Source organism: Leifsonia sp. NCR5 (assembly GCF_002105485.1).
GTDB lineage: Bacteria > Actinomycetota > Actinomycetes > Actinomycetales > Microbacteriaceae > Leifsonia.
The window spans coordinates 322,153-344,256 of record NZ_NCSR01000001.1; the positions used below are offsets into that span (position 1 = coordinate 322,153).

Annotated in this window: 22 protein-coding genes; 11 read left to right on the top strand and 11 right to left on the bottom strand. The window is 70.5% G+C overall.

The features are described from left to right. Positions 1 to 2 precede the first annotated feature (2 nt). From ptsP to B7438_RS01665, 3 genes are all read right to left on the bottom strand, one after another. Positions 3 to 1,688: a phosphoenolpyruvate--protein phosphotransferase gene (gene ptsP / locus B7438_RS01655; RefSeq protein ID WP_085367582.1), complete on the bottom strand. Its 1,686-nt coding sequence runs from the start codon at positions 1,686 to 1,688 to the stop codon at positions 3 to 5. Positions 1,689 to 1,690: 2 nt separating this feature from the next. Further along, positions 1,691 to 1,957, bottom strand: coding sequence for an HPr family phosphocarrier protein (locus tag B7438_RS01660; protein ID WP_085367583.1), 267 nt, complete (start codon positions 1,955 to 1,957; stop codon positions 1,691 to 1,693). A 66-nt stretch (positions 1,958 to 2,023) separates the two neighbouring features. Next, positions 2,024 to 2,332 carry a PTS sugar transporter subunit IIB gene (locus B7438_RS01665; RefSeq protein WP_085367584.1) on the bottom strand — a complete coding sequence of 103 codons (309 nt, stop codon included), beginning with the start codon at positions 2,330 to 2,332 and terminating at the stop codon, positions 2,024 to 2,026. Positions 2,333 to 2,496: 164 nt separating this feature from the next. On the opposite strand from B7438_RS01665, the gene B7438_RS01670 reads away from it, so the two are divergent. Beyond that, positions 2,497 to 4,407 carry a transcription antiterminator gene (locus B7438_RS01670; protein ID WP_085367670.1) on the top strand — a complete coding sequence of 637 codons (1,911 nt, stop codon included), beginning with the start codon at positions 2,497 to 2,499 and terminating at the stop codon, positions 4,405 to 4,407. A 91-nt stretch (positions 4,408 to 4,498) separates the two neighbouring features. Here B7438_RS01670 and B7438_RS01675 read toward each other — a convergent pair whose 3' ends face one another. From B7438_RS01675 to nucS, 4 genes are all read right to left on the bottom strand, one after another. Then, positions 4,499 to 4,909, bottom strand: a complete 411-nt coding sequence (locus B7438_RS01675) for a hypothetical protein (RefSeq protein WP_085367585.1) — start codon at positions 4,907 to 4,909, stop codon at positions 4,499 to 4,501. Between the two features lie 98 nt (positions 4,910 to 5,007). Next, positions 5,008 to 5,688 carry an HAD hydrolase-like protein gene (locus tag B7438_RS01680; RefSeq protein ID WP_085367586.1) on the bottom strand — a complete coding sequence of 227 codons (681 nt, stop codon included), beginning with the start codon at positions 5,686 to 5,688 and terminating at the stop codon, positions 5,008 to 5,010. A gap of 37 nt (positions 5,689 to 5,725) precedes the next feature. Beyond that, positions 5,726 to 6,145: an SseB family protein gene (locus B7438_RS01685; protein ID WP_085367587.1), complete on the bottom strand. Its 420-nt coding sequence runs from the start codon at positions 6,143 to 6,145 to the stop codon at positions 5,726 to 5,728. Next, positions 6,145 to 6,840: an endonuclease NucS gene (gene nucS / locus B7438_RS01690; RefSeq protein WP_085367588.1), complete on the bottom strand. Its 696-nt coding sequence runs from the start codon at positions 6,838 to 6,840 to the stop codon at positions 6,145 to 6,147. Before nucS ends, B7438_RS01685 begins: the two co-directional genes overlap by 1 nt. 33 nt (positions 6,841 to 6,873) lie before the next feature. On the opposite strand from nucS, the gene B7438_RS01695 reads away from it, so the two are divergent. Continuing rightward, complete coding sequence (locus tag B7438_RS01695; RefSeq protein WP_085367589.1) at positions 6,874 to 7,926, top strand: lactonase family protein; 1,053 nt, start codon at positions 6,874 to 6,876, stop codon at positions 7,924 to 7,926. A gap of 22 nt (positions 7,927 to 7,948) precedes the next feature. Here B7438_RS01695 and B7438_RS01700 read toward each other — a convergent pair whose 3' ends face one another. Beyond that, a complete protein-coding gene (locus B7438_RS01700; RefSeq protein ID WP_085367590.1) occupies positions 7,949 to 9,205 on the bottom strand; it encodes an MFS transporter in 1,257 nt (418 codons plus the stop codon). A 78-nt stretch (positions 9,206 to 9,283) separates the two neighbouring features. Between B7438_RS01700 and B7438_RS01705 the strand changes: the two genes are divergently transcribed. Continuing rightward, a complete protein-coding gene (locus B7438_RS01705) occupies positions 9,284 to 10,369 on the top strand; it encodes a LacI family DNA-binding transcriptional regulator (RefSeq protein ID WP_085367591.1) in 1,086 nt (361 codons plus the stop codon). 81 nt (positions 10,370 to 10,450) lie between these two features. After that, entirely contained in the window at positions 10,451 to 11,659 is a 1,209-nt protein-coding gene (locus tag B7438_RS01710; RefSeq protein WP_085367592.1) for an amidohydrolase, read from the top strand. Positions 11,660 to 11,680: 21 nt separating this feature from the next. Here B7438_RS01710 and B7438_RS01715 read toward each other — a convergent pair whose 3' ends face one another. Beyond that, positions 11,681 to 13,015, bottom strand: coding sequence for an MATE family efflux transporter (locus tag B7438_RS01715; RefSeq protein WP_256921829.1), 1,335 nt, complete (start codon positions 13,013 to 13,015; stop codon positions 11,681 to 11,683). A 58-nt stretch (positions 13,016 to 13,073) separates the two neighbouring features. Further along, entirely contained in the window at positions 13,074 to 13,739 is a 666-nt protein-coding gene (locus tag B7438_RS01720; protein ID WP_085367593.1) for an SDR family oxidoreductase, read from the bottom strand. Between the two features lie 88 nt (positions 13,740 to 13,827). Between B7438_RS01720 and B7438_RS01725 the strand changes: the two genes are divergently transcribed. From B7438_RS01725 to B7438_RS01755, 7 genes are all read left to right on the top strand, one after another. Next, positions 13,828 to 14,751, top strand: coding sequence for an ABC transporter ATP-binding protein (locus B7438_RS01725; protein ID WP_085367594.1), 924 nt, complete (start codon positions 13,828 to 13,830; stop codon positions 14,749 to 14,751). After that, positions 14,748 to 16,460: an ABC transporter permease gene (locus tag B7438_RS01730; RefSeq protein WP_085367595.1), complete on the top strand. Its 1,713-nt coding sequence runs from the start codon at positions 14,748 to 14,750 to the stop codon at positions 16,458 to 16,460. Before B7438_RS01725 ends, B7438_RS01730 begins: the two co-directional genes overlap by 4 nt. Before the next feature lie 44 nt (positions 16,461 to 16,504). Next, the gene (locus B7438_RS01735) at positions 16,505 to 16,975 is read left to right on the top strand and encodes a GbsR/MarR family transcriptional regulator (protein WP_085367596.1); all 471 of its coding nucleotides are present in this window, start codon (positions 16,505 to 16,507) and stop codon (positions 16,973 to 16,975) included. Between the two features lie 234 nt (positions 16,976 to 17,209). Then, positions 17,210 to 17,449, top strand: coding sequence for a hypothetical protein (locus tag B7438_RS01740; RefSeq protein WP_085367597.1), 240 nt, complete (start codon positions 17,210 to 17,212; stop codon positions 17,447 to 17,449). Between the two features lie 129 nt (positions 17,450 to 17,578). Beyond that, entirely contained in the window at positions 17,579 to 17,986 is a 408-nt protein-coding gene (locus tag B7438_RS01745) for a hypothetical protein (RefSeq protein ID WP_085367598.1), read from the top strand. Positions 17,987 to 17,995: 9 nt separating this feature from the next. After that, positions 17,996 to 19,966, top strand: coding sequence for a M13 family metallopeptidase (locus B7438_RS01750; protein ID WP_085367599.1), 1,971 nt, complete (start codon positions 17,996 to 17,998; stop codon positions 19,964 to 19,966). Between the two features lie 157 nt (positions 19,967 to 20,123). Further along, the gene (locus B7438_RS01755) at positions 20,124 to 21,032 is read left to right on the top strand and encodes a serine hydrolase (protein ID WP_085367600.1); all 909 of its coding nucleotides are present in this window, start codon (positions 20,124 to 20,126) and stop codon (positions 21,030 to 21,032) included. On the opposite strand, the gene B7438_RS01760 is transcribed toward B7438_RS01755, so the two are convergent. After that, positions 21,029 to 22,090, bottom strand: a complete 1,062-nt coding sequence (locus B7438_RS01760) for an NAD-dependent epimerase/dehydratase family protein (RefSeq protein WP_085367601.1) — start codon at positions 22,088 to 22,090, stop codon at positions 21,029 to 21,031. The two genes, B7438_RS01755 and B7438_RS01760, sit on opposite strands and share 4 nt — an antisense overlap. Between the last annotated feature and the right edge of the window lie 14 nt (positions 22,091 to 22,104).

Consider the following 22,104-nt stretch of genomic DNA (forward strand, 5'->3'; position numbering starts at 1 on the left):
GGTTACTGTGGGGGGCGCCCGGAGATGGCGGCGCGAACCGCATCCCGGGCCTCTGCCGCGCCATCGGCGGCCAGTGCGATCCCGGCCAGGTTCTTCGCCTGGTCGAGGGTGAAGCGCTTGATGGACATGCGCACGTCGGCGATCGCCGCCGGCGACATCGAGAGGGTCGTCGCGCCGAGGCCGACGAGCACGACGGCGAGCAGCGGGTCGGCCGCGGCCTCTCCGCAGATGCCGACCGGCTTGCCGAGGTCGCTTCCCGCCTTGCCGACCTCGCCGATCAGGCGGAGGACGGCCGGGTGCCACGGGTCCTGGAACCCGGCGACGGAGCCGAGCAGGCGGTCGGCGGCGAGCGTGTACTGGGTGAGGTCGTTGGTGCCGATGGAGGCGAACGCCGCCTCGCGCAGGATGCGGTCCGCTGTCAGCGCTGCCGACGGGATCTCCACCATCACGCCGACGGTCTTCAGCCCGAACTCGGACGCCAGCTGCACGAAGTAGCGGGTCTCCTCGACCGTCGCGACCATCGGCGCCATCACCCAGAGGTCGGCGTCCGTCGCGGCGTCGGCTTCGGCGAGGGCCGTCAGCTGCTCGCGCAGCAGGTCCTCGTTGGCGCGGAGCGCGCGCAGGCCGCGCAGGCCGAGCGCCGGGTTGTCCTCGTGAGCGTCGTTCAGGAATTCGAGCGGCTTGTCCGCGCCCGCGTCCAGCACACGCGCGACCACCTTCTGGCCGGGGAACGCCGACAGCAGCCGGATGTACTCCGCCCGCTGCTGCTCGACGGTCGGGGCCATGCGCTGGTCGAGGAAGAGGAACTCGGTGCGGAACAGGCCGACGCCCTCGGCACCCGCATCCACTGCCTTCTGTGCGCCGTCTGCCGAACCGAGGTTGGCGAGCAGCGGGATGGCGGTGCCGTCGGCGAGCGTGCCCGGTTCGGTTCCCCCGCTGAGGGCGGCCTCGCGGTCGGCGATGCGGCGCTCTGCATCGGCGCGGCGTTCGGCGTCCGGTGCGACCGTGACGGTTCCGGATGCGGCGTCCACCACGATCTCGGTGCCGTCGGCGATGGCGTCCGCCCCTGCCACGCCGACGATGGCGACGATGGCCTTCTCGCGCGCCAGGATCGCGGTGTGCGACGTCGGTCCGCCCTCGCGGGTGACCAGGCCGAGCACCTTGGTCAGGTCGAGCAGGGCGGTGTCGGCCGGCGCGAGGTCCTGCGCGACCAGGATGTACGGGGTGTCGGACTGCGGCACGCCGGGCGCCGGGCGGCCGGACAGTGCGGAGATCACGCGCTGGGCGACATCGTCCAGGTCGGTCGCGCGCTCTCCCATGTATCCGCCGAGGCCGATGAGCATGTCGCGGAAGACGGCGAAACCCTCGAACACGGCGCGTTCCGCGGTCTTGCCGGAATCGATGCGGTCGGAGACGTCGGAGGCGAGGGTGGAGTCCTCCGCCATCATCGACTGGGCTTCGAGCACGTCGGCCGCGGTGCCATCCACCTTCGCGGCGCGGGCGCGCAGGTCGTCTGCGACGGCGGCGACCGCGGACGCGAAGCGTGCGCGCTCCTCGTCCGGGGTGCTGGTGCTCGGGGTGTCAGCGGGCTCGGGAAGCGGGTCGGACATCCGGAGCACGGGGCCGATGGCGATGCCCTGGCCGATGCCTGCCCCGGTGAGGATGTCGGTTGCGGTGGTGTCGGACATGATCAGGCGTCGTGATCCGTCGCGAGGATCTCGGCGAGGTCGTCGAGCACGGCCTCACCGCCCGGCGCGTCCGTGGTGAGAACGATCTTGTCCCCGTGGTCGATGCCCAGGGAGATGACGCCCAGGATGCTTCCCGCGTCGACGGTCTTGCCGCCCTCCTTGGTCAGCTTCACCTGCGCGCCGGATTTGCCGACGGCCTCGACGAACAGCTTCGCCGGGCGCGCGTGCAGCCCGTGGGTCGATCCGACGGTGATGATCCGCTCAGCCATGATTCTGTGCTCCTTCGGTGTCGCTCGGGAACGTTTCCCGGCTTCCCATATTCATAGTCTCGCTGCTCACAGGGCCGCAGCCTGTGCGTCGAGAGCCAGGTCGAGGGCCGCGGACCCGTCGATCGCAGCGGGGGAGACGGCGGGCAGCACGGCGACGGCGGCGCCGGACGATGCCGCCAGTTCCTGCAGGGCGGGGAGCTGCGGCGAGAGGTGCGCACCGACGAGGACGACGTCGACGCCCGCGTACGACTCGAGCTGGCTGGCGCTCCCTGCGACGACGTTCGCGTCGACACCACGAGCGGCTGCTGCTGTGCGCAGCTTCAGGGCGACGAACGTGCTCGACGCGCCGGCGCCACAGACGACCAGGATCTTCATTGACCTGCCTTGCCTTTCGAGATGGTGCGGATGGAGCCTCTTCGATGCTTGTCCGCATCCACCGGTCGTGCCAGCAGCGTTTCTTCCTCCTGTGCGGAAAGATCGTCGGGGAGCGGCCACCGTGCGGTCAGGAGGTGGTTGACTCGGGGAGAAAGGTGGTCGCGGTGGCCCTCTCGGCGAAGCAGACGAGAATGCTGGACATTCTCGCGCGCCGTGCTGCCTGGGTGACGGCCGCCGACCTCGCGAGCGAACTCGGTGTGACCACCCGCAGCATCCGCAGCTACACCGCCGCGCTCAAGGAGTTGGTCGAGTCCGGCGCAAGCGGCTATCGGCTCGACCGGGAGGCATACGACGCCTTCCTCGCCGACGCGGCAGCGGGAGCGGGCAGCGGCGAGACCGCGGACTCGCCGCAGGAGCGGCTCGTCTTCCTCGTGCGCCGCCTGCTCGACGAGCCGGACGGCATCGACGTGTTCGAGACGGCGGAGAGCCTGTTCGTCAGCGACTCCACCATCGAGTCCGACCTGACCAGGATGCGCGGCCTCCTCGCGGACACCGAGCTCACGCTCACGCGCAGGGGCCCCGTCGTGCAACTGGCCGGCCCGGAGATCGCCCGGCGCAAGCTGTTGAGCCGCCTGTTCCGTGACGAGATGCGCCAGGGGGTGGTCGACATCGCGCGCATCCAGGAGGCGTTCGCGTCCGAGGGGCTGGCGAGCTTCAAGTCCGACCTGGTCGAGATGCTGGATGCCCGGGGCTTCTTCGTCAACGAGTACGGCATCAACGACGTGCTGCTGCACATGGCGGTCGCGCTCGACCGCGTCGCCAAGAACCGGGTGCTCCCCGCCGCAGCCGATCCGGAGGTGAGCGAGACCATCCGCACCCTCGCCGACGACCTCGGCACGCTCGTCACCACGCACTTCGACGTGGTGCTCGACCCCACGGAGCTGCGGTACCTGGCGATCCTGCTGCGCACCAGGGTGATCGCGCCAGGGGCGGGATCCGACACGGTCGCCGAGTTCGTGAGCGACGACGATCTGGAGGTGGTGCGCGGGATCGTGGCACGCGCATCCACCGAGTACCTGGTGGACCTGCGGGACGAGAACTTCATCGTGCGCCTCACGCTGCACGTGCAGAACCTGGTGGCGCGCGCCCACGAGAAGACGTACTCGCGCAACCCGCTGACCCGCTCGATCAAGAGCTCGTACCCGATGATCTACGAGCTGGCCGTCTACATCGCGAGCCGGTTGCAGGCCGCGGAGGACATCGTGGTCAACGACGACGAGATCGCGTACATCGCGATGCACGTCGGCGCATACCTGGAGCAGCAGTCACGCCGGAGGGATGCGGTCACCTGCGCGGTCATCTGCCCCAACTATTACGACATGCACATCCTGCTCAGGGAGCGGCTGGAGAGCGCGCTCGGCGACGAACTCGACGTGACGAGCGTGATCACCTCGACGGAGGCCGACTGGGATGCGATCGACGCCGACCTCGTGCTGAGCACGATCGAGCCGCGCGGGCGCAGGGAGAACACGGTGATCGTGCAGCCGTTCCTGACCGAGGCGGACATCGAGCACACACGCCAGGCCATCGCGCGCATCCGTCGTCAGCGTCGCCGGGCGCGGATCAAGAACGACCTGCTGGAGTACTTCGACGAGCGGCTCTTCCTGCGGAACTTCTACGCCCGCGACCCCGACTCGATGATCAGGGCGCTCGGCGACAGGATGATCGCGGCCGGCGCGATCGACCAGGACTACGTCGACCAGACCATCGAGCGCGAGCACATGTCGTCGACGGCGTTCACCGACTCGCTGGCGGTGCCGCACGCGATGACGATGAGCGCCAAGCGCACGGCCATCGCCATCGTGGTCAACGACACCGCGATGGACTGGGGGGATGCGCGGGTCAACGTCATCGCATACATCGCGTTCGACGCGGGCGGCCGGGCATCCTTCCAGACGGTCTTCGACCAGTTCGTCGAGGTCTTCTCCGACCGCGAGACGGTGCTCTCCCTCATCCGCCGCACCGCGACGTTCCCCACCTTCATCGACGAGCTCGTCCGCATCATCGACTCGTGAGCGCCGCCCCGCCTCGCAAAGAATCGAGTCCGGACCTGTTCACGCGACGCGCCGAGCGCGCCCGTGAACAAGTCCGGACTCGATGGTGTCGCTAGTTGGCGGTGACCGCGTAGGTCACCGAGACGCCGGGGGTGCCGACGGCGACGGTGTACTTGTCGTTGGTGAAGACGGCCTTCGAGTCGGTTGCGCCGGACTGGATGGTGTATCCGGCCTTCTCGAGGGCGGACTTCGCGTCGGCGAAGCCTGTCGTGTTCTTCGGCTGGACCGTGACCGACCAGCCGTTGGCCTCGTCGCCGCGGGCGACGAGCAGGATCCCGTCGACGAGCGGGACGTCCTTCTTCGGGAAGCTCGCGGGGAGCGTGGCCGAAGCTGCGGCGGTCTCGGAAGCCGAGGGGCTGGATGACGTGTCGTTCCCGCTGCCGCTGGCGCAGCCTGCGAGGGAACCGATGGTGAGGGCCGCCGCGATGACGGCCGGAACGAGCATTTTCTTACGTGACTGCATGTTTGTTTCCTAGTGCTGTATGTGTGTCCGGAATTGCAAACATTCAGCTTACTCGCGAGGGCTGACAGCTGGTCTGCCCACAGCAGAAGGAAAGGGGATCAGCCGAGCAGGAGCGCGCTCAGCTGGTCGCTCGAGTGCACGACCGCGATGGCGCCGGCAGCCTCGGCGGGGGAGCCGTATCCCCACTCCACCAGGATGGTCGGCAGTCCGTTCTCGCCTGCGCCCTCCACGTCGAACGACCGGTCGCCCACCATCACGGTGTGCGCCAGGTCCACGCCCTGCGCGGTCAGGCGGCGCAGCGCCTCGGCGACGACGTCGGCCTTCGCGCTCAGCGTCTCGTCCTCCGATGCGCCGGTGATCACGTCGAAGTACTGTGCGAGGTCGAAGTGCTCCAGGATGCGCTTGGCCTGCAGCTCGGGCTTGCTCGTCGCGACGGCCAGCGGGATGCCCGCGGCCTGCAGCCGGGTGAGCAGCCCCCGGATGCCCGGGAAGACTGCAGAGTCGAACGCGCCGTTCTCGTGGTAGTCGGCACGGTAGACCGTGAGGGCGTCACGCGCCTCCTGCTCGGTCATCCCGGCGAACTCCTGGAGGGATTCGAGGAGGGGAGGGCCGACGTACTCGACGAGCTTGGCGGGGGATGGCACGGGCAGGCCGAGGGTCTCGAAGGTGGTGACGAGCGAGGAGGTGATGCCGGGTGCCGAGTCTGTGAGGGTGCCGTCGAGGTCGAACAGGACGCAGGTCCAGGTGCGGGTGACGGTGGTGGGGGTCGGGTTGGTCATAGCTGTCCTATGGTATGTGAGGTGTTTCAGAAACGTCTCAGTGCTCGCTGAGAGCTGACTCGATGTGGGAGCGGGCGACGACCATCGTCTGCTCGGTGCCCGGGTTGAACTGCACGGCCACGAACTCGGCCGACCGGATGAAGCCCAGCGCCTCGGTCGCCGGCACGATCACGGCCTGCACCTGCGTGCCCGCGCCCTCCTCCGTGGCGCCCACCGCATCCCGCAGAGCTTTCATCGACGTGAACAGCGGCAGCACGGGCTCGCCGTTCGTGGACGTGAGCGTGCGCAGGCGGGTGTCCTGCGGGGTGGAGCCGGTGACGTCGACGACCAGGCCGCCCTTCACCGCGGCGGCGAGCAGTGCATCCAGGTTCTCGAGGGTCGGCTCCGCTGCGATGGCGGCCAGCGCCGTGCGGACGGCGACGTTCTCGTAGCTCTGCGGAAAGCGGGGCTGCTTCATCAGAACAGCCTGCTGTCGCTGTCGTCGAGGCCGCGCATGGCGTCGTAGTCGAGCACCAGGCAGCGGATGCCGCGGTCCTCTGCGAGGGTGCGCGCCTGCGGTTTGATCTCCTGCGCGGCGAACACGCCCTGCACCGGGGCGAGGTGCGGATCGCGGTTCATCAGCTCCAGGTAGCGGGTGAGCTGCTCGACGCCGTCGATGTCTCCCCGGCGCTTCAGCTCGACGGCGACGGAGCCGCCCGCCGCATCCCTGGCCAGGATGTCGACGGGGCCGATCGCCGTCATGTACTCACGGCGCACGAGGGTGTGCCCGTCGCCGAGGAGGTGGATCTGCTCGGCCAGCAGCTTCTGCAGGTGGGCTTCGACGCCGTCCTTCTGCAGGCCGGGGTCGACGCCGAGGTCGTGCGCGGAGTCGTGCAGCACCTCGTGGATGGAGACGACGAGCATGTCCGCCGTTTTCGCCTGGGTGACCTTCCAGACCTCGGTGACACCCGCATCCCGTTGCGCGTCGTCCGGCTCGAGGACGCTGAGGGTGCAGGGCGGGCTCATCCAGTTGAGCGGCTTGTACGAGCCGCCGTCGGAGTGGACGAGGAGGCTGCCGTCGGATTTGAGCATGAGGAGCCGGTTCGCGAGCGGCAGGTGAGCGCTCAAGCGACCGGCGTAATCGACGGAGCAATGGGCAATGACGAGACGCACCGGATCATCCTACGGCGCTGGCAGGATGGGCACATGACCCGCCAACTCCTCATCGGCACGTATACCGAAATCCTCCCGCACGTCTCCGGGAGCGCCCGCGGCATCCTGCAGGCGGACTTCGACGGGACCACGGTGCGGGATGCGCGGCTCGTCGGCGAGTGCACGAACCCGTCCTGGGTCACGGCGTCCACCGACGGCACGCGCGTGTACGCGGTGCGGGAGACGGAGCCGGATGGCGCGGTCGAGGCCTTCGCGCGCGGAGCGGACGGCGCGCTGACGCTGCTCTCGTCCGCGTCGTCGGGAGGGGCGACGCCCGCCCACCTCGCGCTGCACCCGTCCGGCCGTTACCTGGTGGCCGGGACGTACGGCGGCGGGTCGGTGTCGGTGTTCGCGCTCGCCGCCGACGGGTCGCTCGGCGCCCGCACCGCCTTCGTGCAGCACGAGGGCAACGGACCGAACGCCTCCCGCCAGGAGGGCCCGCACGTGCACCAGCTGAGCTTCGACCCGGTGACCGGCGATCTCGTGGTGGTCGACCTCGGGCTGGGCGACGTGCGCTGGTACGCGTTCGGCGACGACGGCACGCTGACCCTCCGCGCGGACGCGACGATCGTTCTCGGCTCGTCCGGGCCGCGTCACCTGGCGTTCGCGCCGGATGCGCGGCACGCGTTCGTGGTGAACGAGCTCGACAGCACCGTCGCCGTGCTGCGTCGCGCCGGCGACCGGTTCGAGGTGGCCTCGAGCGCATCCACTCGGGCGGACGGCGGATCCGGTGCCAACAGCCCGGCAGCCGTGCGCGTGGCGGAGGACGGCCGCACGGTGTTCGTCAGCAACCGCGGAGACGACACGATCGCCGTGCTGGCCTTCGACGAGCAGACGGCAACCCTCGCCCTCGTGGATGTGGTCTCCACCGCAGGCCGCGCCCCGCGCGACCTCGTGGTCGCCCCCGGCGGGTCGCGCATCCTGGTCGCCAACCAGGACAGCAGCGACGTCTCCGTCTTCGCCTACGACCCCGACTCCCGGGCCCTCACGCACCTCGCGACCACGCCCGTCCCCACCCCCGTCTCCCTCCACGTCCTCCCCGCATAGTCGAGCGGGGCGGCGGAGAGGGTCAGGCGGCGGGGTCTGCGGCGGCGGGCGCCGCGGTCGTGGAGGGGCGCACGGCGCCCGCGGCGACGAACGCCGCCACGAGCAGCACCAGCACCAGGTAGAGCGCGTTGAGCAGCCCGAACTCCTTGCCGAGGAAGCCGATCACCGGCGGCCCGACCAGGAACGCGCAGTAGCCGATGATCGCCACGGCGGAGACGCGGGCGGCCGGGTTGGCTGCGCCGTCGGCCGCGGCGGACATCCCGAGCGGGAAGCCGAGCGAGACGCCGAAGCCCCACAGCACCGTGCCGATCACGACCAGCCAGAGCGGCCCGCCGAGGATGAAGATGAGCAGCCCCGCCGCACCGAGGCCCGCGGTGATGCGGATGGCGAGGACGCGGCCGATGCGGTCGACGATCGGTCCGCCGAGCACGCGGCCGAGCGTCATGGCCGCCACGAAGAACCCGAAGACGAGGGCACCGGTCGAGTTGCTCTGGTCGTGTCCGTCGACCACGGCGAGCGAGATCCAGTCGTTGGCCGATCCTTCGCCGAAGGCCATGCCGAGCATCACGACGCCGATCAGGATGAGCCGCCAGTCCGCCCACACGGCGAGCCCGTCGCGCATCCGCTGACGGAACGGCACGGCGGGCTTCTCCGCCACTTCGTCGCCGAGATCGGCCTCGCGCGGCACGTAGCGCACGGCGATCACGATGGACACGGCGACCACCACGGCGATGACGGCGAGGTGCCAGGACACGTCGATGCCGAGCGCGGCGGCCGCGGCTCCCACGCCAGCGCCGATGACCGTGCCGAGGCTGAAGCAGGCGTGCATCAGCGGCATCAGCGTCTTGCCGATCTCGCGCTCGACGGCCGTGCCTTCGACGTTCATCATCACGTCGACCATCCCGTTGCCGAAGCCGAGCAGGATCAGCCCGATGGCCACCACGGGCACCGAGTGGGCGACGGATGCGCCGACGCCGACGAGCACGAGTCCCACCGAGACGATGAACAGGCCGGCCACCATGCCCTTGTGCGGGCCGAAGCGGATCAGGATGGGCGACGACGCGGCGAGGCCGACGATCGCGCCGATGGACATCCCGAGGATGAGCAGCCCGACCGCCGAGGGGTCCTTGCCGAGTTCGAGGCCGTCGCGCACTCCCGGGATGCGGGCGACCCAGCTGGCCAGCGACAGGCCGCTGAGGATGAAGATCACGAACACTGCATTGCGCCAGGCGAGCAGTTCGCGGCGGCTTCTGGTGCTGGTCGGGGTCGTCTGCGACATCGGCTTATCCTGCGGGTGAGAGGGGCGAAATGGTGCTCGAATCGTTTCGATCGAAACGATTCGACTAAGCTACCACACGTGAACGACACGAGCACGACCCCCGAAGCAGGAGCGGCCGGCACCGTCCGTCCGACGCTCGCCGCCGTCGCCAGGCTGGCCGGCGTCTCCAACTCGACGGCCTCCCTCGCCTTCAGCGGCACCGGCCCGGTCTCCGACGCCACCAGGGAGCGCGTCCTCTCCGCCGCCAAAGAGCTCAACTACGCGGGCCCCGACCCGCGCGCCCGCTCCCTGCGGCGGGGTCGCTCCGGCATCGTCGGCGTGGTGATGGAGGAGCGCGTCGGCGACGCCTTCCGCGACCCGATCAAGATCGCCCTCCTCGATGGCATCTCCGACGAGATCGCCGCCATCGACGCCGGACTCCTCATCCTCACCGACGCCGGCGAGGCCGCCCAGCGCATCGAGGACGCCCCGATGGATGCTGTGGTCCTCATCGGCTGCAGCCCCCGGCTCGACGAGTCGGTCGCGATGCTCCGCCAGCGCGGCATCCCGCTGGTCGCGATCGAGGGCGATCCGGCCGACGACGTCCTCACCATCGCGCAGGACAACCGCGAGGCCACCCGCGTGGCCGCACAGCACCTCGCCGACCTCGGCCACACCGACGTCGCCGTGGTCACACTCTCGCTCACCCGCGACCGCGCCCGCGGCCCGCTCACCGACGAGCGTCTCGCCGCCGGAAGCTCGAACACCACCCTGGAGCGTCTGTCCGGCGTCCGCGACGTGTTCCCGGATGCTGGCGGCTACGTCACCCGCGGCTCCTTCGTGGAGGAGGGCCGCATCGCCGGGCACGCACTGCTCGACGATCCCGCCGGCCGCCCCACCGCGATCATTGCCCAGAGCGACCTGCTCGCCGCCGGGGTGATCCGCGCGGCGGAGGAGGTCGGGCTGGCTGTGCCCGCCGACCTCAGCGTGGTGGGCTTCGACGGTGTCCGCGTCGACGGACTCTGGCCGTACGACCTGACCACCCTCGTCCAGCCCGCCATCGACAAGGGCAGGGCGGCGGGGGCGGCGATCGTGGAGATGCTGGAGGGCGGCGTCGCCCACCCCGCCACGTTCACGAGCGTCTTCCACCTGGGCAACACCACGGCGGCTCCGCGCGCGCACTGATGGGCGCGCATCCCGAACCGGGCGCACCCATCGCGCGTCGAACCTCCTGCGCAGCCGCCCTCCCCGCCTAGGCTGAGCCTCATGGATCTCGAAGCCCTGTACCGCGACCTGCACAGCCACCCTGAGCTCTCCTTCGCCGAGCACCGCACCTCCGGTGTCGTCGCCGACGCGCTCACCGACCTGGGGGTCGAGGTCGTCACCGGCATCGGCGTCACCGGCGTGGCCGGGGTGTTCCGCAACGGCGACGGCCCCACCGTGCTGCTGCGCGCCGACATGGATGCGCTGCCCGTGCTGGAGGACACCGGCCTCGAGTGGGCGTCCACCCAGACCGGCGTCGACCACACCGGCGCGACCGTCCCCGTCATGCACGCGTGCGGCCACGACATCCACATCACCTGCCTCCTCGGAGCCGTCGAGCGCCTGGTCGCCGACCGCGCGGACTGGTCGGGAACGCTGGTCGCCGTCTTCCAGCCGGCCGAGGAGCACGGCGGCGGCGCGCAGGTGATGGTCGAGGACGGCCTCTACGACAAGGTCCCGACGCCCGACATCGTGCTCGGCCAGCACGTCACCCCCCTTCCCGCCGGGATGCTCGGAGCCCACTCCGGCCCGGCGATGGCGGCGGTCGACACGATGCAGGTCGTCCTGCACGGCCGCGGCGGCCACGGCTCGCGCCCGGAGACCACCATCGACCCGGTCGTCATGGCCGCGGCGACCGTGATGCGCTTGCAGACGGTGGTGTCGCGCGAGGTCGCCGCCCAGGACACCTCGGTGGTCACGGTCGGCTCGCTGCACGCCGGCACGGCGAACAACATCATCGCCGCCGAGGCCGCCCTCGGCATCAGCATCCGCAGCTTCAGCGAGGAGGTGCGCGGCCGTGTGCTCTCGTCGGTGGAGCGCATCATCCGGGCGGAGGCCACCGCATCCGGTGCCGACGTGCCGCCTGACATCGAGTACGGGGAGCGCTACCCGGTCACCGTGAACGACCCGGAGGCCACCGCCCGCACCAACGGCGCGTTCGCCGCGGAGTTCGGCGAGGACCGCATCTTCGACCCCGGCGCGATCTCCGGCAGCGAGGACGTCGGCAACCTCGCGACCGCGGTCGGCGTCCCGCTGGTCTACTGGATGCTCGGCGGCGGCGACCCCCAGAAGGTCGCGGCGGCGATGGCGGCGGGCACGGCGGAGACGGACATCCCGTCCAACCACTCCCCGCACTTCGCGCCGCTCGCCCAGCCGACCATCGACACCGGCGTGCGCGCCCTGGTCGTGGCTGCGCGGGAGTGGCTGGCGTAGCAGCGGACGGAGCGGCCTCCGCTACACCACCGCTCCGGCGCGCATCCATCGGGTGGTGCGCGCCCTGAGTCCGAGCGTCACGGCGCGGGCGCCGATGTACCCGAACGCGAACGCCGCCGTGAGCCACGCCAGCCCGGCGGCGTCGTGGCTTCCCCAGACGACCACGGCCACCGCGAGCGGCACGAACACCGCCACGTTCGCCAGGCCGGTGAGCGCCAGGTAGCGCGCGTCGCCCGCGCCGATCAGCACGCCGTCGAGCACGAACACGTACCCGCCGAGCGGTGCGCCGATGCCCACGATCGCGAGCGCGGGCGGCAGCAGCGCGGCGACCGTCGCGTCGCCGGTGAAGAGCCCGGCCGCGACCGGGCTGGTGAGCAGCACCACGGCGCCGAGCACCACGCCTGCCCCGATTCCCCACTGGATGCACCGCCGCAGCACCGCACGCACCCCGTCGAGGTCACCGGCGCCGAGTCCTTTGCCGACCAGGGCCTGCGCGGCGATGGCGAGCGCATCCAGGGCGAACGCCAGGGTCGCGAACGCGGTCATCGCCACCTGGAACGCCGCGAGCTCGTCCGGCCCGAGCCTGGTGGCCGCGAACACCGCGAGCAGCATCGCCGCGCGCAGGCTGGCCGTGCGCAGCAGCAGCCAGCCGCCGGAGCGGGCGGTGCTCGTGAGTCCGGTGTGATGGGGGAGCAGCGGCGCCCCGACCCTCCGGGCGTTGACGGCGACGATCACCAGGTACACGGACGCCATCGCCCACTGCGCCGCGACTGTGCCTACCGCGGACCCCGCGATGCCGAGCCCGGCCACGTAGATGAAGAGGTAGTTGAGCACGATGTTCACCGCGAACCCGGCCACCGCGACCACGAGCGGGGTCTTCGTGTCCTGCAGCCCGCGCAGCAGACCGGTCGCCGCGAACACCAGCAGCATCGCCGGCAGCCCGAGCATCGAGATCTCCAGGTAGCGGGTGGCCGCCTCGGACACCGCAGTGGATGCGCCGAACAGGCCGACCAGCGCCGGGGACGCGAACCAGCCGACCACCGCGAGCACGATGCCGAGCCCGAGCGCCAGCCAGCATCCGTCGACCCCGGATGCGACGGCCCCGCGCAGGTCACCGGCCCCGAGCCGCCGGGCGACGGCGGGGGTGGTGCTGTACGCGAGGAACACCATCAGCCCGACGATCGTCTGCAGGATCGCGCTCGCGATCCCGAGCCCGGCGAGCGGCGCCACCCCGAGGTGCCCCACCATCGCGGAGTCGGCCAGCAGGAAGACGGGCTCGGCGACGAGCGCGCCGAGCGCGGGCACGGCGAGGCGGAGGATGTCCCGGTCGACCGGGCGGAGGGAGGATGACGTCACGACGCCCCAACGCTACCGAACCGCACCGGCTGCCACCCAGCCACCGTTCCGTCTCCGTTCAGAACCGGGCGGAGAACCCGCCGTCGGTGTGCAGGAGCTGCCCGGAGACCCACCGTCCTTCGTCGGAGACGAGGAAGGACACGAGGGCGGCGATGTCGGCCGGCGTGCCCAGGCGGCCGAGTGGATGCATGGGGGTGAGGGTCGCCCGGACCTCGTCGTTCATCCACCCCGTGTCGATCGGCCCCGGATTGACGGCGTTGGCGGAGATGCCGAGCGGGCCGAGCTCGCGCGCCGCCGAGATGACGATGCGGTCGAGTGCCCCTTTGGATGCGCCGTACGGCAGGTTGCCCGTGGTGTGGTCGCTGGTCAGCGCGACGATGGCGCCGCCATCCGGGCCGACCTGGCGCGCGAACGCCGCGATCAGCAGGAGGCTCGCCCTGGTGTTGATCGCCACGTGCCTGTCGAAGCTCTCGGCCGTGGTGTCGAGGATGCCGGACTCGACGTCGTGGGCGTGGCTCAGGATGAGCGCCCCGATCGGACCGCGCTCCGCCGTGACGGCGGCGATCAGTTCCCCCGGTCCCGTGGCGGTCGACAGGTCGCACGGGTAGTCGACGTCGGCGAGATCGCTGGTGACGACCTCCCAGCCGTCGCTGCGCAGCCGCGGCACGATCCCGGCAGCGATGCTGTCGGCCCGCGCCGCTCCTGTGATGAGAGCGAGAGGCACGCACCGACCATATGGCACAGGCGCCTCCCCGTAAAGATTCCGTTAGGAATATTCAGAAATTACTGAAACAAGCGTAAAGTCATCGCTCATGGACACAGTCATTGAGGCCGTCGGCCTCGAAAAGCGGTTCGGTCGGGTGCGCGCACTCGACGGTCTCGACCTCTCCGTCTCCGCGGGCGAGGTGCATGGTTTCCTCGGGCCGAACGGCGCGGGGAAGTCCACCACGATCCGCATCCTGCTCGGTCTGGCCAAGGCCAGCGGCGGTCGCGCCACCCTGTTCGGCCGGGAGCCGTGGAAGGACGCCGTCGACCTGCACCGGCGCATCGCATACGTCCCTGGCGACGTGAGCCTCTGGCCCAACCTGTCCGGAGGAGAGTCCATCGACCTGCTCGCCCGGCTGCGCGGAGGCACCGCGGACAAGGCCGTGTACGCCGAGCGTAAGAAGCGCCTGATCGACGTCTTCCAGCTCGACCCCACCAAGAAGGGCCGCGCGTACTCCAAGGGCAACCGGCAGAAGGTCGCGCTCGTCGCGGCGTTCGCCACCCCGGCAGACCTCTACATCCTGGACGAGCCGACCAGTGGCCTCGACCCGCTGATGGAGGCCACCTTCAACAGCGAGATCGCGCGGGTGGCCGGCGACGGCGCCACGGTGCTGCTGTCGAGCCACATCCTCTCCGAGGTGGAGCAGCTCTGCGACAGGGTCAGCATCATCCGGGCGGGCAGGACCGTGGAGTCCGGCACGCTCTCCGAACTGCGGCACCTGACCCGCACCGAGGTCTCCTTCGTGGCGGACGGGATCACGGATGCGCAACTCGCGCGCATCCCGAACGCCCACGACCTGCACACCTCCGATGGGCGGGTGCGCTTCACCGCGGACTCCGACAAGCTCTCCGGTGTACTCTCCGCGCTCGCCGAGCTGGACACCCAGGGCCTCACCGTCGCCCCTCCGTCGCTGGAGGAGCTGTTCCTGCGCCACTACGGCGACGAGCTCGCGGGGGCGAACGAACGATGACCACCGCAACGCAGTCCACGAGTCGTCCAGCCGGGCCGGCGACGCACCGAGACTCGGCCGCCCGCCGCGACCAGAGCACGGGTCGCACGCTCGCCGTGCTGCTGCGGCAGCGCATCCGGCGCGACCGCTGGCAGCTGGTCATCTGGATTCTCGGCATCGCGCTCCTTGCGCTGTTCTCCGCCGCGAGCATCAGCAACACGTACGGGGATGCGAAAAGCCGCGCGGAGCTGATGCAGCTCGCCATCGCCAACCCGGCCGTCCTGATGCTGCGCGGGCTCCCGCAGGGCACAGGGCTCGCCGCCGTGACGTTCTTCGAGATCTTCACGTTCCTCGCGCTGCTGGCCGGCCTGATGTCGACCTTCCTCGCCGTGCGGCACTCGCGCGCGGAGGAGGAATCGGGCAGAGCGGAGCTGATCGCGTCGACTCCTGCTGCGCGCATCCTGCCGACGGTCGCCACGCTCATCCACGGCGTGCTCGCGAACGTGCTGCTCGCCGTCGCGACCGGTCTCGGATTCATCGCGGCCGGGCTGCCGGCCTCCGGGTCGTTCGCCGCCGGAGCAGCGGTCGGCGGCGCAGGGATCGCGTTCCTCGCGGTCGGCCTGCTGCTCGCGCAGCTGATGATGACCTCGCGCGGCGCCAACGGCTTCGCCTCCGCGGTGGTCGTGCTCGCGTACCTGCTGCGCGGCATCGGCGACGCCTCCGGCACGATCACCGGGGACGGCAGCCATCTGGTGAGCGCCTGGCCCACCTGGCTCAGCCCGATCGGCTGGGGGGAGCAGTTCGACCCGTACGGAGCGAACGACTGGCGTCCGCTGCTGCTGCAACTCGGTCTCGCGGTGGTGCTCATGGCGGTGGTGTTCGCGCTGCAGTCCGTGCGCGACAGCGGCGCCGGCCTCATCCCGGAGCGGGCGGGACGACGGGATGCGCGGGCGACGCTCGCCGGACCGCTCGGCCTCGCCTGGCGCCTGCAGTGGCCGACTATCCTCGGCTGGACCGTCGGCGGCCTGTTCACCGGGCTGCTCGCCGGTGCTCTCGGCAGCGTTGTCAGCACGTCGATCGCCAACGACCCGAGCCTCGGCAACATCCGCAAGGCCGTCGGCCAGATCGGCGCGGGAGGCTCGGGGTCGATGACCCAGATCTTCATCTCGGCGATCTTCTCCATCGTCGGAGTGCTCGCAGCGGCCTGCGCCACCCAGGCGGTCATCCGGCTGCGGCAGGAGGAGGCGGGAGGAGCGGCCGAGGTGCTGATGTCGACGCCGCTGTCTCGGGTGCGCTGGCTGCTGCAGTTCCTGCTGGTGGGGGTGATCGCGATCGTGCTGGTGCTGCTCGCCGCGGCCATCGCATCCGGTCTCGCCGCCGTCTCCGCGGGCGAGGACGCCTCGACCGTCAACAGCTCGTTCGCCGCAGCGGCCGCCCAGCTGCCGGTCGCGCTCGTCTACCTCGGTGTGCTCGCGCTGGTGTTCGTGGTGCTGCCCTCCTGGACCATCCCGCTCGGCTGGACGCTGCTCGGCCTCGGAGCGTTCATCGGCATCTTCGGCGGCCTGATCGGCCTGCCGACCTGGGTGCACGACCTGTCGCCGTTCGCCCACTCGCCCGTGGTGGTCGGCACCCCGGACTGGACGGGCGGCTACTGGATGCTCGGAATCGCGGTGGTCGCGACGGCCGCCGCCGCAGTGCTCATCCGTCGCCGGGATTTCGCGATCGGGTGATGCGGCGCGGGTGATGCGGCGCACGGAAATGAAAGGATAGGCGGGTGGCGAGAGACGAGCGGGCCCTCAACGATGTGCTCGAGCACGCCGCCTCCGTGCTCACGGCCGCCGGATTCCCGAAGATGCCCGCGCGCGTCCTGATGGCTCTCACCGTCACCGAGCAGCAGGGGATGACCGCCTCCGAACTCGCCGAACGCCTCTCCGCGAGCCCGGCAGGCATCTCCGGGGCGGTCAGGTATCTGCAGACCATCGGCATCATCCGCCGTGTCTCCCAGACCGGCAGCCGCCGCGACCGCTACGAGCTGCCGAGCGACTGGTACGCGTCGATGGTGCGGCAGTCGCCGGTCTATGCGGTGCTCGCCAGCCAGGCCGACGCCGGCATCGCCGCCGTCGACGATCCTGACTCCCTGGCCACCGAGCGCCTCCGCGACATGGCGGGCTTCTACCGCTTCCTGGAGGGCCGCCTGCCCGAGCTCATCGACGAGTGGGAACAGGTCCGCGCGTCCCGTTCCTGAGTGCCTCCCAGCACGGTCTCCCACCGGATCGGCTACACTGGATGCGGAACACACCGTTTCGGTCGGCTTGACGCTCCTCTCATCGTCGCCCCGAAGACGCGCCGTTCCCACCGCGGACCACCTGTCCGCCACCGCCCCATCGCGAGGCAGCTCATCCCGAGCGCCGGTCGCGGACGTCACGCGTCGACGCGTGACGGAGGCGGATCACCCACACGCTTTGAAAGAAGTACAGCTATGTCAACGACAACCACACTCGGAATCCGTTTCGATTCCCACGACCCCATCGCCGAAGCCTGGACTCCGTCCGAGCTCGACTCCCTGCCCGCCGGCAGCCGCATCCTCGCCCCGTACCCGGAGCAGGACGGCCGCGGCGACATCCTCGTCCGCCACAACGACGGCCTCTGGCACCGCGACCTGTTCGCGCCCATCCCGTCCAGCGCGCTGACCGCCTTCCCCATCCGCGTCCTCGGCTGAGCCGCGCGCCGCGAGACGCCAATAGCTGCGCCGCCGCGCGGCGTGTCGGCAACAGATACTGGCATCTCGCCGGGGGCCACGCGCGTCGCGGGGCGGCGCGGCGTGGCCGGGTGGGATGCTGGCTGGACCATGCGTTTCACCACACCCGTGCAGAAGACCGTCGTCGTGGTCGTGTTGCTCGCGATCAACGCGGTGCTGGCGCTCGCCCTCAACGCGCTGCGCTGGGAGCCCGGCTCCATCGCCGTGTCGATCCTGCAGCTCATCGGGTGGTATCTCGTCAGCCGCGTCTTCCGCGGGCCGGGCGAGCCGGTGGCCGCCGCGCGCCCGTGGTGGCGCATGACGGCGCGCCCGCTGCTCAGCGGTGTGCTCGGCGCAGGCTACCTGCTGGTCGCCCTCGTGAACCTCGTGCTGTCGGTGGTCGGCTTCGGCAGCGCATCCGGCACCGTGTCCGTGCTGGTCGAGCTCGTGCTCGCCGCGCTGTTCCTCACCACGTTCGTCCGGCTCAGGGCTCTCGGCACCGCGCCGCGAACCCCGTAGGCTGGCGGAATGACCCTGACTTCCGGCATCGAAACCTCTGAACTCGATCCCGCCGTCCGGCCGCAGGACGACCTGTTCCGGCACGTGAACGGCAAATGGATCTCCCGCACCGAGATCCCAGCGGACAAGGCGCGCTGGGGCTCCTTCATGATCCTGGCGGAGGAGGCCGAATCGGCCGTCCGCGAGATCATCGAAGCGGCCCAGGATGCGCAGGAGGGCACGGAGGAGCGCAAATTCGGCGACCTCTTCGCCAGCTTCATGGACGAGGATCGCATCGAAGCCCTCGGCACGAAGCCGATCGAGAGCCAGCTGGCGCTCGCGAGCGACGTGGACAGCATCCCGAGCCTGCTGGAGACCATCGGCAAACTGGAGCGTCACGGCCTCGCCGGCTTCTACCAGCTGTTCGTCGACAACGATCCGGGCAACCCGGAGCGCTACCTCGTGTTCGTCGAGCAGTCCGGCATCTCGCTGCCGGACGAGTCGTACTTCCGTGAAGACACCTTCGCGCCGATCAGGGAGGCGTTCGTCTCTCACATCCAGCGCATGTTCGAGCTCGCCGGGTTCCAGGATGCGCCGGAGCGTGCGCAGCGCGTGTTCGACCTGGAGAAGGAGATCGCCGCGCAGCACTGGGACAACGTGAAGTCGCGCGACTCGGAGAAGACGTACAACCTGTACGACTGGGCGGACGCCGCCTCCCTCTTCGCCGGCGACGCCGCGGACGGCGCCGACCTCAGCATCTGGGAGAAGGCGCTGGGTGCACCGGAGGGCGCCCTCGCGGAGGTCGTGCTGCGGCAGCCGTCGTTCACCGCGGGCCTCGCCGGGCTCCTCACCGAGGAGCGCCTCGAGTCGTGGAAGGACTGGCTGGCCTGGCAGATCATCCACGGAGCCGCCCCGTACCTGTCCGGCGATTTCGTCGAGGCGAACTTCGACTTCTACGGCCGCACCCTCACCGGCACCCCGCAGATGCGTGCGCGCTGGAAGCGCGGCGTCTCGCTCGTCGAGGGCGCGATGGGGGAGGCCGTCGGCCGCATCTACGTCGACAAGCACTTCCCGCCCACCGCCAAGCAGGCGATGGATGCGCTGGTCGCCAACCTCATCGAGGCGTACCGCCAGAGCATCCGGACCCTCGAGTGGATGGGCGAGGAGACCCGCGACCGCGCGCTCGACAAGCTGGAGAAGTTCACGCCGAAGATCGGGTACCCGGTGAAGTGGCGCGACTACTCGGCGCTCACGGTCGACCCGACCGACCTGGTCGCCAACGTGCGCGCTGCGAGCCTGTTCGAGTTCAACCGCGAGCTGGGCAAGATCGGCAAGCCGCTGGACCGCGACGAGTGGTTCATGACGCCGCAGACCATCAACGCCTACTACAACCCCGGTTTCAACGAGATCGTGTTCCCGGCGGCCATCCTGCAGTTCCCGTTCTTCGACGAGACGCGGGATGCTGCGGCCAACTACGGCGCGATCGGCGCGGTCATCGGGCACGAGATCGGCCACGGCTTCGACGACCAGGGCTCCAAGTTCGACGGAGACGGCCGCCTGCAGGACTGGTGGACGGCGGCGGACCGCGCGGCCTTCGAGGAACGCACCAGCAGCCTGATCGAGCAGTACAACGCGCTCGCTCCCGCGCAGGTGCCGGACCACCACGTGAACGGCGCCCTCACCATCGGCGAGAACATCGGCGACCTGGGCGGTCTCGGCATCGCCTGGAAGGCCTACCTGCTGTCGCTGAACGGCGAGGAGCCTCCCGTGGTTGACGGCCTGACCGGCGCTGAGCGGTTCTTCCTCAGCTGGGCGCAGGCCTGGCAGCAGAAGGGCCGCGACGAGGAGGTCATCCGTCTGCTGGCGATCGACCCGCACTCGCCGAACGAGTTCCGCTGCAACCAGATCGTCCGCAACATCGACGACTTCTACGAGGCGTTCGGCGTGTCGGAGGGCGACGCCCTGTGGCTCGCGCCGGAGGAGCGCGTCACCATCTGGTAGCCCGTCTCGATACCCCGCGAAGAGGGTGAGCGCCGCCCCCTCTTCGCGGGGTAACATCGAGCGTGTTGTGCCGGGGGAACCCGCCCGGGCGCACGTACGCGGATCCGGGGGGACCGCACCCGAAAGACCAGACTCGGACGAAGGACCACCCATCCCCGTGACGATCCAGACCCAGGATTCCGAACGCCGCAGCAGGCATGCATCGCCTCGGCGCGGCCGGCATCGGGGGGCGGTGGCGCCGGAGGATTTCAGCCGAGGATTCTCGTCCCTGGGTCAGCTGGTGCTCAGCGGCGTGCAGGTGTCCGCGCGCGCGACCGACCTGACCACCGGCGCTGTGCTGTTCTCCGTCGACGACCACGTCGTCATGCCGACCGCGAGCATCGGCAAGGTGCTGCTGCTGGTCGAGGTGGCGGCCCGCCTGCAGTCCGGCGAGCTGAGCCCGCTCGCCCTGCTCGACCGTTCCCCGCAGGATGCTGTGGGCAACTCGGGCATCTGGCAGCACCTCGCGGCGCCCGCGCTTCCGGTGGCCGACCTGGCCGCGCTCGTCGGCGCCACCAGCGACAACCTGGCCACGAACGTCCTGCTGCGCCGTGTCGGCCTGGAGGCCGTGAGCGCCCGCACCGAGGCGCTTGGCCTCACCCGCACGGCCTTGCTCGACCTGGTCCGCGACCACCGGGGCCCGGACGACGCTCCTCAGCTCTCCGTCGGCAGCGCGAACGAGCTCACCTGGCTGTTCTCCTCCCTCGCCCGCGGCGAGATCGTCGACGCCCCCACCAGCCAGCGCGTCATCTCCTGGCTGTCGCTGAACAGCGACTTCTCGCTGGTGTCGAGCGCGTTCGGCCTCGACCCGCACGCCCACCGCACCTCCGAGCACGGCATCCTGCTCGTCAACAAGACCGGAGTGGACCACGGCGTCCGCAGCGAGGTCGGCGTGCTCCGCGGGCCCCGCGCCGGCGTCACGTACGCGGTGTCGATGTACTTCGACGACGCGAGCCTCGCCTCCCGCCTCTCGGTCATCGACGGGATGCGCACCGTCGGCGCCGACCTGCTGGAGTACGTCTTCTAGCGTCCGCCGAGGAACGCATCCTCCGCCGCGTAGTCGAACCACCCGTCGGCCGCTGCCCGGTCCGCGAGCGCGGGGAACACCGCCTCCCAGCTCTCGTCGCGGCGCTCCGCCGCGTGGGCCTCGCGCACGGCCCAGTCGATCGCCGCGCGCACCGACTCCGCATAGGTCACCGGAGCGCGGTAGCCCAGCTCGACCGTCGCCAGTGCCATGCTCAGGACCAGTGGATGCGCGACCGTCCACGGCGTCGAGCCCAGCCCGTCCACCGGCGGTCCGGGGAAGGTGACGATCTCGACCTCCCTGTCGAGAGCGGCGAACACGGTCTGCGCGATCTCCGCGACGCTCAGGTTGTCGTCGTCGACCGCGTTCAGGATGCGGTGACCCGGCTGCTCGGCGCACAGCGCGACGAGCTCGGCGATGTTCACGGTCGACGACGTGCTGAACCGGTTGGCCCCGTCGTCGGACAGCACCACGCGAGTGCGGCGGTCGAGCGCGCGCTTGATGAAGAACCACTCGCGCAGCGCCGGGCTGAACGGGCCGTGGATGGCTCCCGGCCGTAGGATGCTCACCGGCAGGTCGTCCGCGGCGAGCAGCCGCCGCTCCATCGCCGCCTTGAGCGGCGAGTACGTGCGCTTCCGGTTGTCGACGGTCGCGTCGTCCTCGCGTAGCGGGATCGGGTAGTCGGGGAAATCCTCCGGCCCCGTGACGATGTCCAGGTAGCCGCCGTTCCTGCCGGTGTACACCGAACCGGTCGAGATGACGACGAGCGAGCCGATGTCGCCGGCCAGCCGCACGAGCTGGTCGGCGTGCCGCGGTTCGTACGCCACCGTGTCGAGCACCAGGTCGTGGCCGCGCGCCTTGGCGAGCAGCGCATCCGTGTCGTCGCGGTCGAGGCGGATGGTGGTGACGTCGAGGTCGGCGAGGGCTGCGTCGCCCGGATGGCTGCCGCGATGGGCGACGAGGACGGACCAGCCGTCGGCGGCGAGACGCCGGGCGGCGGCAGCGCCGATCTGCCCTGTGCCTCCGATGATCATGGCGGTGCGGGTGGTGTCGGCCTGCATGGCACCAACCTACG

What these genes read in the sequence shown, in the direction of transcription:
- ptsP (WP_085367582.1), bottom strand. Translation starts at nt 1,688, where the DNA reads ATGTCCGACACCACCGCAACCGACATCCTCACCGGGGCAGGCATCGGC.
- B7438_RS01660 (WP_085367583.1), bottom strand. Translation starts at nt 1,957, where the DNA reads ATGGCTGAGCGGATCATCACCGTCGGATCGACCCACGGGCTGCACGCG.
- B7438_RS01665 (WP_085367584.1), bottom strand. Translation starts at nt 2,332, where the DNA reads ATGAAGATCCTGGTCGTCTGTGGCGCCGGCGCGTCGAGCACGTTCGTC.
- B7438_RS01675 (WP_085367585.1), bottom strand. Translation starts at nt 4,909, where the DNA reads ATGCAGTCACGTAAGAAAATGCTCGTTCCGGCCGTCATCGCGGCGGCC.
- B7438_RS01680 (WP_085367586.1), bottom strand. Translation starts at nt 5,688, where the DNA reads ATGACCAACCCGACCCCCACCACCGTCACCCGCACCTGGACCTGCGTC.
- B7438_RS01685 (WP_085367587.1), bottom strand. Translation starts at nt 6,145, where the DNA reads ATGAAGCAGCCCCGCTTTCCGCAGAGCTACGAGAACGTCGCCGTCCGC.
- B7438_RS01695 (WP_085367589.1), top strand. Translation starts at nt 6,874, where the DNA reads ATGACCCGCCAACTCCTCATCGGCACGTATACCGAAATCCTCCCGCAC.
- B7438_RS01700 (WP_085367590.1), bottom strand. Translation starts at nt 9,205, where the DNA reads ATGTCGCAGACGACCCCGACCAGCACCAGAAGCCGCCGCGAACTGCTC.
- B7438_RS01710 (WP_085367592.1), top strand. Translation starts at nt 10,451, where the DNA reads ATGGATCTCGAAGCCCTGTACCGCGACCTGCACAGCCACCCTGAGCTC.
- B7438_RS01725 (WP_085367594.1), top strand. Translation starts at nt 13,828, where the DNA reads ATGGACACAGTCATTGAGGCCGTCGGCCTCGAAAAGCGGTTCGGTCGG.
- B7438_RS01730 (WP_085367595.1), top strand. Translation starts at nt 14,748, where the DNA reads ATGACCACCGCAACGCAGTCCACGAGTCGTCCAGCCGGGCCGGCGACG.
- B7438_RS01740 (WP_085367597.1), top strand. Translation starts at nt 17,210, where the DNA reads ATGTCAACGACAACCACACTCGGAATCCGTTTCGATTCCCACGACCCC.
- B7438_RS01745 (WP_085367598.1), top strand. Translation starts at nt 17,579, where the DNA reads ATGCGTTTCACCACACCCGTGCAGAAGACCGTCGTCGTGGTCGTGTTG.
- B7438_RS01750 (WP_085367599.1), top strand. Translation starts at nt 17,996, where the DNA reads ATGACCCTGACTTCCGGCATCGAAACCTCTGAACTCGATCCCGCCGTC.
- B7438_RS01760 (WP_085367601.1), bottom strand. Translation starts at nt 22,090, where the DNA reads ATGCAGGCCGACACCACCCGCACCGCCATGATCATCGGAGGCACAGGG.